At 61.9% G+C, this 13607-nt stretch carries 11 protein-coding genes; 4 read left to right on the top strand and 7 right to left on the bottom strand.

All coding sequences use genetic code 11. From position 1 onward, the window contains the following. Window positions 1-29: 29 nt before the first annotated feature. Entirely contained in the window at window positions 30-2120 is a 2091-nt protein-coding gene (locus tag A6A03_RS03750) for a putative cobaltochelatase (RefSeq protein WP_066783689.1), read from the bottom strand. 400 nt (window positions 2121-2520) lie between these two features. Here A6A03_RS03750 and A6A03_RS03745 point away from each other — a divergent pair, with 400 nt between their 5' ends. Genes A6A03_RS03745 through A6A03_RS03730 form a run of 4 tightly spaced genes read left to right on the top strand, consistent with a single transcriptional unit; the run spans window position 2521 to window position 7347 of the window. Beyond that, window positions 2521-3600 (top strand): rod shape-determining protein, encoded by a 1080-nt coding sequence (locus A6A03_RS03745; protein ID WP_066783687.1) that lies wholly within the window; start codon window positions 2521-2523, stop codon window positions 3598-3600. Between the two features lie 3 nt (window positions 3601-3603). Further along, window positions 3604-4512 carry a rod shape-determining protein MreC gene (gene mreC / locus A6A03_RS03740; RefSeq protein WP_066783685.1) on the top strand — a complete coding sequence of 303 codons (909 nt, stop codon included), beginning with the start codon at window positions 3604-3606 and terminating at the stop codon, window positions 4510-4512. After that, entirely contained in the window at window positions 4485-5018 is a 534-nt protein-coding gene (gene mreD / locus A6A03_RS03735) for a rod shape-determining protein MreD (RefSeq protein WP_066783683.1), read from the top strand. The genes mreC and mreD overlap by 28 nt, the downstream gene beginning before the upstream one ends. A gap of 25 nt (window positions 5019-5043) precedes the next feature. Then, complete coding sequence (locus A6A03_RS03730) at window positions 5044-7347, top strand: penicillin-binding transpeptidase domain-containing protein (protein WP_066783681.1); 2304 nt, start codon at window positions 5044-5046, stop codon at window positions 7345-7347. 526 nt (window positions 7348-7873) lie between these two features. On the opposite strand, the gene A6A03_RS03725 is transcribed toward A6A03_RS03730, so the two are convergent. The 6 genes from A6A03_RS03725 to A6A03_RS03700 all read right to left on the bottom strand — a co-directional run bounded on the left by A6A03_RS03725 (window position 7874) and on the right by A6A03_RS03700 (window position 13542). Continuing rightward, window positions 7874-8932 (bottom strand): sensor histidine kinase, encoded by a 1059-nt coding sequence (locus tag A6A03_RS03725; protein ID WP_066783679.1) that lies wholly within the window; start codon window positions 8930-8932, stop codon window positions 7874-7876. 65 nt (window positions 8933-8997) lie between these two features. After that, complete coding sequence (locus tag A6A03_RS03720) at window positions 8998-9684, bottom strand: response regulator transcription factor (protein WP_066783677.1); 687 nt, start codon at window positions 9682-9684, stop codon at window positions 8998-9000. Window positions 9685-10286: 602 nt separating this feature from the next. Then, the gene (locus A6A03_RS03715; RefSeq protein ID WP_066783675.1) at window positions 10287-10931 is read right to left on the bottom strand and encodes a CpsD/CapB family tyrosine-protein kinase; all 645 of its coding nucleotides are present in this window, start codon (window positions 10929-10931) and stop codon (window positions 10287-10289) included. An 89-nt stretch (window positions 10932-11020) separates the two neighbouring features. After that, a complete protein-coding gene (locus tag A6A03_RS03710) occupies window positions 11021-11674 on the bottom strand; it encodes a YveK family protein (RefSeq protein WP_066783673.1) in 654 nt (217 codons plus the stop codon). Further along, window positions 11653-12285 (bottom strand): YveK family protein, encoded by a 633-nt coding sequence (locus A6A03_RS03705; RefSeq protein ID WP_066783671.1) that lies wholly within the window; start codon window positions 12283-12285, stop codon window positions 11653-11655. Before A6A03_RS03705 ends, A6A03_RS03710 begins: the two co-directional genes overlap by 22 nt. 111 nt (window positions 12286-12396) lie before the next feature. Beyond that, on the bottom strand, window positions 12397-13542 hold the full coding sequence (locus tag A6A03_RS03700; protein ID WP_066783668.1) for a glycosyltransferase: 1146 nt from the start codon (window positions 13540-13542) through the stop codon (window positions 12397-12399). Between the last annotated feature and the right edge of the window lie 65 nt (window positions 13543-13607).

Raw genomic sequence — 13607 nt, 5'->3', positions numbered from 1 at the left:
CCACGTTGCCGGACGCGCACCGACGTATGTTACGAGCGCATTTGCTGCCGCACCGCGCGGACAAGGCCGTCATCGTGCAGTTCTTCCAACCGGTAGTACACACCGCGCAAACATTCGGCCAGCCGGCGCGAGAGCCCCCGATCGAAATTCGGATGCTCGGTATCGATCACAATTGAATGGATCTGATGCGCCGCAATCATCTCTGCGATCCGGTACGCCTCTTGCTGGGGCGGCAAGTCAGACAGCGCCACATTTGCCTGCCCGTCTGTTAATAGTACCATCAGCGGCACCACTTCTGTATCACGCCGGCGAGCGCGTTCGAGCAGCTCGAAGGCGGTGATCAACCCGCGTGACAACGGCGTCTTGCCGCCGGTCGGCATCGATTGCAAGCGGCGCTGCGCCAATTCGACGCTATTGGTCAACGGCAGCAACACGCGGGCATAATCGCGCTGAAAGCTGACCAACCCGACCTGATCGCGGCGCTGATAGGCATCGCGCAGCAGCGAGAGCACAGCGGCTTTGGTGGCTTGCATACGCTCTTCGGCGGCCATGCTCCAACTGGCGTCAACCACGAAGCACACTGCATTGCGCGTGCGGCGGACTCGCACCTTTTGGCGGAGGTCAGACCGCTTAAGCAACACCTTTGGATGCCGGCGATGCGGTGCACCAATGGTATGCAGCAACTCGGTGCGACGCTTCCGCTGATAGATCGCCGCTTCGCGCAAGGTGGCATCGAGCGCCAAATCGGTCACGCGCGCGGCGCGGCGGCTGGTGATGTAGCGGCCTTGCTTGCGCGTCGTGCGCGAGCGCGAGCGGCGACCGGGAGCGTGCCGCTGGAGGCGATCGGGCGTCGCTTCGAGGCGGCGCGGTTTAAAGATGTCGCCAGCCTTATACTCAGCGCCACCGGTTGACTTGTCGCCGGTTGGCGTAGTCGCTTCGGGTGTACCGGCCCCGCCGACTGGAACCGTGGCGCTGCCGCCGCCGTTCTCGTTGCCGCCTTCATCGTTGCCATTGCTCACATCGGTGAGGTCAGGGTTTTTTTTTACTTCAGCCTGCGCGCTGACCTCTTCGACCCGCTTGCCGTATTGGTCAAGGATGCTGGCCATCCGTTGCTCGTCAAGCTTGACCTCACCGAACGGTTGGCGGCGCATACGGTGGGGCAGGGCCAGTTCGGCGGCCAGCCGGATATCGTCAGCGAGCAGCATGCGCCGGCCACTCCAAGCCGCGTGGGTGCGGGCCGTTTCAAGGATGGTCAGATCGGCGCGGTGGCCATCAACCCCCATCTCAATGCAGAGACTAGCAACGACCGCCATATCGGTGCGATCGATCCGCACTTGGGGCAGCAAGGCGCGAGCAGCGGCGATCCGTTGCGCCAACGCTTCTTCCGCTTCGTGCCATTGCTGGATGAAGCCGAACGGATCGGCCTCGTAGGCCATGCGCCGCTCGATGACAGCCACCCGGTCATTCACATCGGTCAGGCCAACCACTTCCACCGCCAAGCCGAAGCGATCGAGCAACTGCGGGCGCAATTCGCCTTCTTCCGGGTTCATCGTACCGACGAGGATGAAGCGGGCCGGGTGCGACACACTCACACCCTCGCGCTCGACGGTGTTCACCCCCATCGCCGCGGCGTCAAGCAGCAGATCGACGAGATGATCATCGAGCAGATTCACCTCATCGACATAGAGGACGCCGCGATTGACTTGCGCCAGCAACCCCGGCTCAAAGCGGCGTTGGCCTTCGGTAATCGCATGTTCGAGATCGAGCGAGCCTACCACCCGGTCTTCCGAGGCTGAAACCGGCAATTCCACCAGCCGGATCGGGCGCACCATGGTTGGCAGCGGCCCCTGCGCGAGGCGGGTTTGGCAAGAAGCGCACAACGTCGCCGGCGTATCGGGATCGCAACTGTAGGGGCAATCAACCACCACTTTGATCGATGGCAACAGGCGCGTCAGCGCGCGCACCGCGGTTGATTTGGCCGTCCCCTTCTCGCCGCGAATCAGCACCCCGCCGATGCGCGGGTTGATCGCATTGAGAATCAGAGCGCGTTTGAGCCGCTCTTGGCCGACAATGGCGGAGAATGGATAAACCGGTCGTTGCGGAAGGCTTGTGATATTCACGACAACAAAAATCTTCTAGCTCAATGTGAGCCAGAAGCCATAGCAGCAATGCCGCGTAATGTTGGGATGTGGCATCTTCATCATCCGGCGAGCGAACTTGACCTACGGCAATGCTTACGGCGAACACGTCCACGTGCTTGCAACGAAGCAGCATAGCAATTGTGTCATAAAGCCGCCGAAAAGTCAAATGACGCTGTGCGTGATGAGGGGGAAAAGGGGAGGCGAATCGACGCGGATGCGACGGATTGCATCCACGCATATCCTTGTCTGATTATGTTTGGCCGGTATGCTATAATATAGCGATTCGATCCGGGGGTTCACCGGATGATAGCGGCGATGAACTCGTTCATGTGGTGACGGCAGCAGCGGGCTGCCGGCGGGTAAGAGGTGGAGTGTACTCGTGGGTCTCAACCCCTTCAATACGATTTTTGGCGCTTTTAGCCGCGATCTTGGCATTGATCTGGGCACTGCCAACACCTTGGTGCATGTGCGCGGCAAGGGCATTGTGATTAGCGAACCATCGGTGGTGGCCATCGATACGCGCACCAAGAAGGTGCATGCGGTCGGGGCGGAAGCCAAGGCGATGGTGGGCAAGACGCCGGCCAATATCGTGGCGGTACGGCCATTGAAGGATGGCGTGATCGCCGATTTCGATGTGGTCGAGCAGATGCTGGCCTACTTTATTAAGAAGGCGCATGCCTATGCTGCGTTGCCGCTGGTCGATCCCCGTCCGCGGGTGGTGGTCGGCGTGCCATCAGGCGTGACGGAAGTCGAGAAGCGGGCAGCGCGCGAAGCGGCGTTGAATGCCAAGGCGCGCGAAGCGTATGTGGTGGAAGAACCGATGGCGGCTGCGATCGGGGCCGGCTTGCCGGTCGAAGAGCCGATCGGGTCGATGATCGTTGATATTGGCGGCGGCACCACCGAGATTGCGGTGATTGCCCTTGGCGGCATTGTCATCAATCACTCGATCCGGATTGCCGGCGACGAGATTGACGAGGCGATCATCCAGTTTGCCCGCCGCGAATACAACCTCTTGATCGGCGAGCGCATGGCCGAAAAAGCGAAGATCGCCGCCGGTTCGGCCTATCCGCTTGATGAAGAGATCAAAGTAGTATTGCGCGGGCGCGATCTGCTGACCGGCTTGCCCAAAGCGATCGAGGTCAGCTCGGTTGAGTTGCGCGAGGGCATTGCCGGCCCGGTGAACGCGATTGTCGCCGAAGTGCGGGCCGCGCTCGAAGAGACGCCGCCGGAGCTAGTGGCCGATATTATGGAGCATGGGATCATGCTGGCCGGCGGCGGCTCGTTGCTGCACGGGCTTGACAAGCGGATTGCGGCTGAGACGCGCATGCCGGTGCATATCGCGCAAGACCCGCTCTCGTGCGTGGCGCGCGGCGCCGGCAAGATGGTCGAACACTTCGATAACAGCGTCTATCAAGATATTCTGACGCGCGCGCAAACGAGCCGGCGGGTGCGGAGATAGCGCATGCGCGATTTTCTCGATGACCGTCCTCTGAAATTACGCCGTGATCGCAGCGGCGATCGCCATTATTGGCGCGTGGCCGCACTAGCGGTTGGGCTGGCGTTGATCAGCCTGCTGCTGATCATTCTCGACCGGCAAGGTATTGTGGCGCCGGCGCGGTTGGCGGTGCGCGAGGCGGTGCAACCGCTGGCCGGCTGGTTGACCGAGCGCCGCGCCATGATCGAGTCGTGGTGGGCGACACCGCGTGACGTGGCGGCGTTGCAAAGCCGGATTGCTGAACTGGAAGCGGAAAATGCGCGCCTCAACAGCGAAGTGTTGCGACTGGAACAGGCGCGGGTTGAGAATATCTTTTTACGCCAGCAACTGGCTATTACGCGCACGTATCCATGGAGAATCCTCGGCGCTGAGGTGATGGTGCGCGCGCCGGATGCGGCGCGGCGAGTGTTAACGATCGCGCGCGGGGTTGAAGATGGCGTGCAGGTGGGCATGGCGGTGATTGGCCAGCAACCGGGCGGTCCTCCGGCGCTGATTGGTGTGGTTGAGTCGGTGGGCCCGCGCACCGCCGATGTGTTGATGATCACCGATATTAGCAGCCAGCTCAGCGTGCGGGTGTTGCAGGCCGATGGCGCACCGCTAGGGTTGATGCAAGGCCAATGGCAACGCGGCTCGCGCTTGCGGTTGGAATTAATCGATCGCAACGTAACGATGCGGGAGGGAGAGCGGGTGGTGACCGCCGGTTTGAGCGGGGCGCTTGATCTGCCGCTCGATCTGGCGGCGATGCCGGCAGCCGTGCCGATTGGTGCGATCGAGACGGTACAGCAAGAGGGGCAGCGCCAGATAGGTGCGATCAGGCCCTTCGTCGATCCGGATCAGGTGCGCTACGTGTGGGTGATTCTCAGCCAAGACGAATAGAAGAGCGGCTGGCGCGCGAGCTAGGGCTAGCTTTGGTGTTGCTGGCGCTGGCGCTCGTGCAGGTCACACTGCTGACGGGCCTCGCGGGTTTTAGCGTCCCGATTCTGCTAGTGCTGGCAATTGCGCGCGCCTTAGTTGGCGCCGGTACCGCCGAACCGGTGCGCGGGTTGATGCGCGGGTTGTGGTGGGCATTTTATGGCGGGTTGGCGCTTGATGTGTTAGGCACTATGCCGCTCGGCAGCCATGCCATCGCTCACCTTTTGGCGGTGGCGATTGTTGGTTTAGCTGCCCGGCGGTTTGCTGTGGAACGTCCGCTCGTGCCGTTGCTGGCGGTGGCGGTCGGTACCGTCATCTACGAAGGAACGCTGGCCTTGATTGCTTTGCCGGCAATCGAAGACTGGCGGATGTATGGGTTGGTGGTGGTGGCGCCGTCGGTGTTGCTGGCTTTGATCCCAACCTTGCCGGCGGTGGCGATTGTTCACCGGTTGGTGCGAGCGGATGGGTAGACAAGCGAAAGGCTGATGCCTAGTTATGGCGAGACTCATTGCGCTACGGAGTGTCTTGTTGCTGGTGGTGGTCGTGCTGGTGGCACGGCTGGCGCAACTGCAACTGGTGCAAACTGATGCGCAGCGATTCGGCGCCGATATTGAAGTCACTACCCGCCGGTATTTGACCAACCAACCGCGTCGCGGCGAGATCTTTGATGCGCGCGGTGCATTACTGGCCGAGAGCGTGCCGATCTATAATCTGGCAGTGGTGCCGGGCCAATTGCCGTCAGCAAGCAGCGCGCCTGAGCAGCGGGCGTTGACGTTGGCGCGGCTGGCGCAAATTGCCGGGTTGCCGGCAACCCTCATTATTGACCCGGCTAGCGCGCTCGAAACGACCCCCGGCTTGCGCACTGAGTTAGCTGCATTGGGGTCGCTGCCTTCACTCACGTCTACTACTGCCCTCACGCTCACCATTGCCCCCCCCGATATCTTGCGCGCGCTCACGATCAGCCAAACCTATCGTGACGTCGCAATGCTGGCCAATCCGGTCGAACAGCTTTTGCAACAGGCCAACGCGCGGAGTTACCAGCCGGTCGTGATTAAAGAGGATATTTCGCCGGAGTTGGTGTTAGCGTTGCGCGAAAACGCCAATTATCTGCCCGGCGCGCGGGTGATCGAAGGCTTCCGCCGGCGTTACCCGTTGAGTAGCGCCATTCCCTCGCTGTCGCATCTGCTTGGGTACGTGGGCCGGATCAACGCCTGCGAGCTGGTGGCCGTGAATCCGGCCAGCTCGTGGTTGCGCGGGTTGGTTGATATTACCGCGAATGCGCCGATCTGCGGCTTGATGGCCAAACAGATTGACCCGGCCAGCATTGGCTTGCCGCCCTATTTGCCGAGCGACCAGATTGGCAAAGATGGCCTTGAAGGCGCGTATGAGCAGGTGCTGCGCGGCCAAATGGGGATTGACTCGTTGCTGGTCGATGCGTTGCAGCGTCCGGTTAGTGATGTCACCACATTGCGCCCGGTCGCCAACGGCCATGATCTCGTGCTGACCATTGATGCTCAATTTCAGGCTGAAGTCGAGCGCATTTTGCAGCGCTGGATCAATGAAGGAGAGCAACGGCGGCAAACGGCGCGCGAGGCGCATAAGCGGGCCTACGATCCGATTGTGGCCGGCGTCGCGGTGGCGATCGATCCGCGGAATGGGCGGGTGTTGGCGATGGTCAGCCTGCCCGATTACGACAACAACATCTGGGTTGATCCGGCGCGGGCCAATGATTTGCGGGGATTGCTTGCTCCGCCGAGCGCTGAAGCGCAACGCGAGCTGCAACGGCTGGCGCCGTTTACCAATCGCGCCATCGCTGGCCAATACCCGCCCGGTTCGACCCTGAAGCAGTTTGTCGGTGCAGTGGCGTTGCAACAAGGCGTGATCGCCGCCGATACCAAACTGCGCGATCCCGGCCTCTTGCGCCTGATCGAGCGGAGCGGAGCCGAGTTTATCTTGCCCAACTCGGTGCGCAATCGCGATAACGGCCAGATCGATGTCCGCGACGCGCTGCGCCTCTCGTCAAACGTCTTTTTCGCCAGCATTGCCGGCGGTAACGATCAGGCGACCAACCTCGACCAGCGTGCCTTACGGATTACGGGGCTCGGGATTGACCAGTTGGTCGAGGGGTTGTCGTGGTTCAATTTTGGCCGCACGACCGGGATCGATTTAGTGGGTGAGGCCGGCGGGCGAGTGCCGACGCGGGCATGGAAAGCGCAGGTCTTGCGCGAAGCATGGACAACCGGCGATACCTACAATACCGCGATCGGGCAGGGCTATCTCGAAGTGACGCCGCTGCAACTGGCGGTGGCAGCCGGTGCCATCGCGACCGATGGCACCCTCTATCGCCCGCACGTGGTTGACCGGATTGTTGATGAGAACGGCCAGCTTGTGCAGCAGATCCAGCCTGAACCGCTGGGCAAAGCGCCGATCGAACCGCAGCATCTGGCCGCCATCCGCCAAGGCCTCTTGGCCTCGATCACCGACGGTTTGGGCATTGCGGCGCGCGAAGCCTGTTCGGGCTTGCGCATTGCCGGCAAAACCGGCACGGCCGAGTTTGGGCCGTTGCTTACTACCACCGATGGCCGGCTGGTGCGGCAGAGCCATGCGTGGTTCGTTGGCTTTGCGCCCTACGAGAACCCTGAAATCGTAGTGGCGGTGCTGGTCGAAGGCGTTGGCGACCTCAACGATGGTTCATCGACGATTGCGGTGCCGGCGGTGACGCAGATTATGCAAGCGTACTTTGGCATCACGCCGCCGGCAAATCCGCCGTCGATCTGCCCGGTGCTGCCGCAGCCGTAACGGCGGGCTGGTTGAAGGTTTACCGCAGGGGGCGCAGAGGACGCGGGGGATGATCGCCATCCCCAAGCAACTTTGCGATCTTAGCGTTCTTTGCACCTTTGCGTTCAACGTCTCTGCGCCTTGGCTCGCTTTGCGGCGTTGAGTTGGCCCTCACCTCCCGGCCTTCTTTCCTACCTGACTTCAAAGGCGGAAAGAACTTCTGTCCGAAACCCGGCCCTAAAGGGCCGGGCTAGGGTTACGAAGCCCGCTGCGCGGGCTGATGGCCCTCACCCCCAACCCCTCCCCCAGCGGGGGAGGGGCAAGACGACTTCCCCCCGCTGGAGGGAAGTGAAATGTTACCGCAGGGGACGCGGAGGACGCGGAGGACGCGGAGGAACATCACCATCCCCAACCATCTTTGCGTGCTCTGCGGAGCCGGACAGCCGTCCGGCTCTACTGCGTCTTTGCGTTAAGAATCTCTGCGCCTTGGCTCGCTTTGCGGCGTGGCGATGGCTCTCCGCTCCCCCGCTGGGAGAGGTGATCCGGCTTACACCGTCCCACGGGGCAGGGTGAGGGTAAAGGTGCTGCCTTTGCCGAGGCCGGCGCTGTACGCAGTGATGTCGCCACCCATGGCCCAAGCTAAGTGGCGGGCGATGGTGAGGCCGATGCCGCTGCCGCCGCTGGCCCGTGAGCGCGAGGGGTCGGCGCGGTAGAAGCGCTCGAAGATGTAGGGCAGGTGTTCGGGGGCGATGCCGATGCCGGTGTCTTCCACCACAACTTGCACTTGCTCGTCAACCAGCGCCGAACGGACGGTAATGCAGCCGCCTTCGGGGGTGTAACGCACGGCATTGCCGATCAGGTTGAGCAGAATTTGGGCGACGCGATCGGGATCGGCGCGGGTGAGCAGCGGCTGGTTGGCGCGTTCGCAGACGACTTGCAGGCAGCCGTCGAGCACTTGCGGTTGGAGTTGGGCGACGACGCGGCGGATGACGTCGTTGATGTCGAAGGTGGTGAAATTCAATGAGATTTGACCGGCTTCGACTCGCGAGAGGATTTGCAGGTCGTCAACCAGCCGGCGTAGGCGGCGTACTTCGTGTTGCATGTCGATGAAGGTTTCGGGGGCGCTGGGCAATACGCCGTCGATTAAGCCTTCGAGGTAGCCTTCGATACCGGCCAGCGGTGTGCGCAATTCGTGAGCAACGTTGCCGATCATGGCGACGCGGCGCTGTTCGATCTGTTCGAGGGCTTCGGCCATCTGGTTGAAGCTCTCGGCGACGGCGCGCAGTTCGTCGCTGGCCGGCACGTGTACGCGCTCGTCGTAGCGTCCGGCGGCGATGCGCTGGCTGCTGCGGGCGATGCTGCGCAGCGAGCGTAAGATGACCTGCACCAGCAAGATGCTGGTGGTGAGGCCGGCGATGGTGGCGGCGATCGCGGCAACCGTGAGCGCTTGAATAACGGCAGCGCGTACAGTGGCAAGTTGATCGGGAGAGACCGTCTGTTCGAGTAGGGCGTTGGCGGTGAGGCTGAGCGCGACCACGCCAACAATGACGACCAGCATTTGGGCGCCGATGATTTGCCAGCGGAGTTGTCGCCAGAAGTGGATCATACGTTGTATCACCAAGATTCGGAAAGCCGCATTGCTGTGCAGCTCCTATAGGTATGGCTTGGCCGCTATGCCGGTGTATCGACGAAGCGGTAGCCGACGCCGCGGGCGGTGCGGATAAGGTTTTCACCGGTGAGGGCTTCGATTTTGCGCCGGACTTGGCTGACGTAGACATCGACGACGCGGTCGGTGCCGTAGAAATCGGCTCCCCACACCTTCTCGATCAGGTCTTCGCGACTGAGGACGCGGTTGTGGTTGCGGGCGAGGGCTAGCAACAGATCGAATTCGGTGGGGGTGAGTTCGAGCAGTTGGCCGGCGGCGCGCGCTTCGCGGGTATCGGGGTCGATTTCGACATGGGTGAAGCGCATGATCGAACTCTTGGCCGGTTTGCCGCGCCGCCGGCGCAAGATGGCTTCGACGCGGGCGACTAGTTCGCGTGGGCTAAACGGTTTGGTCAAATAGTCGTCGGCGCCGACGCGCAGGCCGGCGACGCGATCCATCTCGTCGCTGCGCGCGGTGAGCATCAGGATGAAGACGTCGGAATGTTCGCGCAGGCGGGCAGCGATCTCCATCCCGTCCATGCCGGGCAGCATTAAGTCGAGAATGATCAGATCAGGTTGATCTTCCAGCGCCATTTGCAAGCCTTCGGGGCCGGTGGTGGCGCACAAGACGCGGTAGCCGGCGTGTTCGAGATAGGCTTTGGCAACGTTGCGAATGCTGGCTTCGTCATCGACGACGAGGATGGTCGGTTGCATAGCGTCCCTACCCAGTGTGTGCTTGTGGATCCGCACTAATGTGAAGTTTGCCTAGCCTTGTGTCGTTACGAGAGGTAAGACGCGGAGGCGCTGCGTGCCTGCCCTCGAAGCGATCGGTTGTGTTAATAAGCATTATACCGGAGTGGTCTGATTCCGTGATCGGGGGGGATTGCTTCGCCGCGCGGGGGCATAGCAACGCTATGCCCCTACGCGCGGCTCGCAATGACCAAGGGGGAGCGGCGGCTTGCCCTGACCAAGGGGGAGCGGCGGCTGCCGGTCTGTCATTGCGAGGGGGCGCAGCCCCCGAAGCAATCTCCCGCTTTGGCGGGAAGGATGCCTGTGCGGGTGGCTTCCGCTGAAGGAGGAGATTGCTTCGCCGCCTCCGGCGGCTCGCAATGACAGAAGGGAGCGGAGCGTGCCCTGACCAAAGGGGAGCGGCGGCTGCCGGTCTGTCATTGCGAGGGAGCGGCGGCCCCAGCATAGCTAGGGGCCGCCCGACCGAAGCAATCTCCTACTTTAGCGAAATGGATGCCTGAGCAGGCTGGTTCCGTGATCGCGGGGGATTGCTTCGCCGCGCGGGGCAGAGCAACGCGATGCCCCTTCTACGTGCGCGCGTTGCTGAGGACGACGCCGAGCAGGTTGGCTTTGACCTTTTCGAGCTTTTGGCGCGCTTCACGCACCCGGTCGCGACGCGAGCGGCCAGCTTGCACGACCAGCAAAACGCCATCGACGCGGGTCGATAGCACGAGAGCGTCGGTGTAGCTTTGCACCGGCGGCGTGTCGAAGATCACGATGTCGGCGGTTTGGCGTAGGCGGGCCAGTAGCCCTTCCATGCGGCGCGAGCCGAGCAGGTCGGCGGGACGGGGAGGCAGCGGCCCGCTAGGTAGCAAGCTCAATCCCGGTACGTCGGTCGGTTGGATGGCGAGCGGTGCGTCTTGATCGAGAATCGAACTGGTGAGACCTTGCTCATTCGAGATGCCGAAGATGGTGTGCAGGGCCGGTTGGCGGAGATCGCAATCAACCAGCAAGACCCGCTGTTCGGCTTGGGCCATAGTGACGGCCAGATTCGCGGCGGTCAGGCTCTTTTCCGGCGTGGGCTCGGCAGCGGTCAGCAGTAAGGTATGGATCGGCTTATCGAGACTCGAAAAGAGAATATTGGTGCGCAGCGTGCGATACGCTTCGGCGGCGGCGGAGGCCGGTTCGCGCAGCGTGATCAGCACCTGCTCGGGCGAAGATGTCACGAGCATCACTCCTGCCTGTCTTTACAATATACGCGAAGGCGCGAAGCGGTGGGCGGTGCAGCAGTAGCGCGACCGCCCTTCATCCAAACATAAACTCACTTCTCGGCTAGCGGTATTGCCCCTAGGGTCGGCAGGCCGACAAAGCGTTCCACATCCTCTGGCGTTTTGAGCGTGTCGTCGAGGTATTCGAGCACAAACGCCAGCAGGACGCCGACCACCAACCCAAGGATCGCGCCGGCCAGCATGTTGATTCGGGTATTGGGCCGGATCTCGACCAGCCGGGCGGGCTGGATGCGGGTCACGTTGATGCGGGCGGTGCCTTCAAGGGTGGCGTTGATGCGGTTGACTTCGGCGACAATGCGCTCACCGACGGCGTCGGCGAGCGCCTGCGATTGATCGAGGCGGGGCAGATCAACCTCGATCACAATCTTCTGTTCGTCGGGGCGCGGTTGAATATTGACATCGCGCATTAAGCGTTCGCCGCTAATGTCGAGGCCAATTTGCTGGCTGATCTGGTCAAGCACGCTCGGTTGCATCACCAGCTCGCGGTAGCTGTTCATCGAGTTGCGCAGCACAATGTTGAGGCCGTTGTCGGCTTGATTCGCCAGCGCCAGATAGACCGCCTGCGAGCGGAAGGTTTGCGGCAGCAACTTGCTGATCGCATAAGCGCCAACCACCGCCGCGATGGCGGTGAGGGCAATTACCCACCAGCGCTTGAACAGCACATTCACATAGTCGCGGATTTCCATAAACGTTCCCCTTTAACTGGGCGCAGCACAGCGGCGACAACCGCGAGCGCAAACCCGGCAACCAAGCCCAACGCAGCGCGGAGGGCGGCATCGAACACGATTGCGCGCCGTGACCCGATCGGCTGCGGATCGCCAACCCCATCGAGCACCACGACGTTGAGGCGGGTACCGGCCCGGCCCCAGAAGGCGAGGCCATCAGTCTGCAACACGGTAATGGCCGCTTCCGCCAGTGCCTGCGCTGCGGCTGGCGATGATGCTTCACCCCGCAGATCAACGGCGCGGTGGAGCGGCGTCATCCGCAGGCCCTGCTGAATGTCGGCGGTGCTGAGGGTGATGTTGCGGGCCGCGAGCAGCGGCTCTACCTTGGCGGCGAAAGCCGCGCTGCTTAACACCTGTGGCAGATCGTCGATCAAAAACTCGGTCATTTGCCAATTTTCGATTGTATCTTCGGCCCCGATAACCGGATAGGTGATCAGCAGACGCGCGGTGGCAGCGTAGCGCGGCGGTTGTTGGAGATCGAACCAGAGACTTAACCCGCCGGCAATCAGTGCCGGCAGCAGGATGAGCAGCCAAAACCGGCGAGCGATACGAATGAGAGTGATCAGTTCCATAGTGTCGCTAGGAGCGCCTCGCACGAGATTTCAGAGGAACGCCGAGAGGTTGTCGGGCAACGTCTCCGTTCTTTGCACATCTTACTACACTTTAGGCCGCTGCGTTGCTTGTCACATCGCCGCTACGGTTTGGCGATACAGACTCTGCTCAAACTCAAGCAGGCGTCCGGCGTGGTGGGCCGCCACTGCCTCATCGATGAAAGAGCGCATCGCAGTGAGGAAACGCTCGCGACTAAACTGTTCGGCGTGGCGGCGCAGCGCGAGCGAGTCGACCGGATCGGTGCGCGATAGGGCGACAGCGGCGGCTAATGCAGCGGCGGACGGCTGATAGAAGAAGCGTCCGGTCACGCCTTCGATCAGCGTCTCGAGCGCGCCACCGGCAGCGAAAGCAATGACGGGCCGGCCAACGGCCAGTACTTCCAGCGGAGTAATGCCAAAATCTTCTTCGCCGGGGAAGATAAAGGCGCGGCAGCGGGCGAACAGGTCGAGCCGGGTCGCTTCATCCACCCACCCCAAGAACTCGATGTTGGGGCCGGCCATCCGTTCGAGCCGCGCTCGATCACGGCCATCACCAAAAATCTTGAGTGGCAGGCGCAGATGGTTGAAAGCTTCGATTGCCAATTCCAACCGCTTGTAAGGGATGAGCCGGCCACCGGCGAGGTAAAAGCCTTCGGGTTGGCGTGGCTGGTAGGGCGGCAGATCGACCGGCGGCGGAATCACCATCGCCGGTCGGCGGTAGTAGCGGGCAATCCGTCCGGCGACCTCGCGCGAATTGGCGATAAAGAGATCAACCCGATTGGCGCTGGTTGTGTCCCACATGCGCAAATAGTTGAGCAGAAACGGCAACAAGCGCGCTTGAAGGCCGCTAATCTGTTCGCGAGCGACATAATCGCCGGTGCGCCATGCAAAGCGCATAGGAGTGTGGCAATAGCATATATGCAACGCTCCCGGCCGGGGGATGATCCCTTTGGCGAAGGCGCTCGAACTGCTGATAATCAGATCATAGTCGCGCAGATCAAACTGCTCGAAAGCGGCGGGATACAGCGGCACATAGCGGCGAAACTGGGTGCGCCATGCCGGCAAGCGCTGCATAAACGAAGTGCGAATATCCCATTGTTGGTAAGCAACCGGCATAGCTGCCGGATCAAAGATCGACGTATAGACCGGCGCTGCCGGGAAGAGCGCGTGCAGCGCTTCGAGCACGCGCTCGGCGCCGCCGTATTGGTTCAGATAATCGTGTACCAGAGCGACCCGCATAGCCAATACCTATCCTATCCGGCTTGATGCCACTGCCGGATAGGATAGCACATTCACGCCACTGC

The sequence above is a fragment of the Chloroflexus islandicus genome (assembly GCF_001650695.1).
Classification (GTDB): domain Bacteria; phylum Chloroflexota; class Chloroflexia; order Chloroflexales; family Chloroflexaceae; genus Chloroflexus; species Chloroflexus islandicus.
The sequence above is the reverse complement of the archived record's forward strand: the minus strand, read 5'-3'. Positions and strand labels throughout refer to the sequence as shown.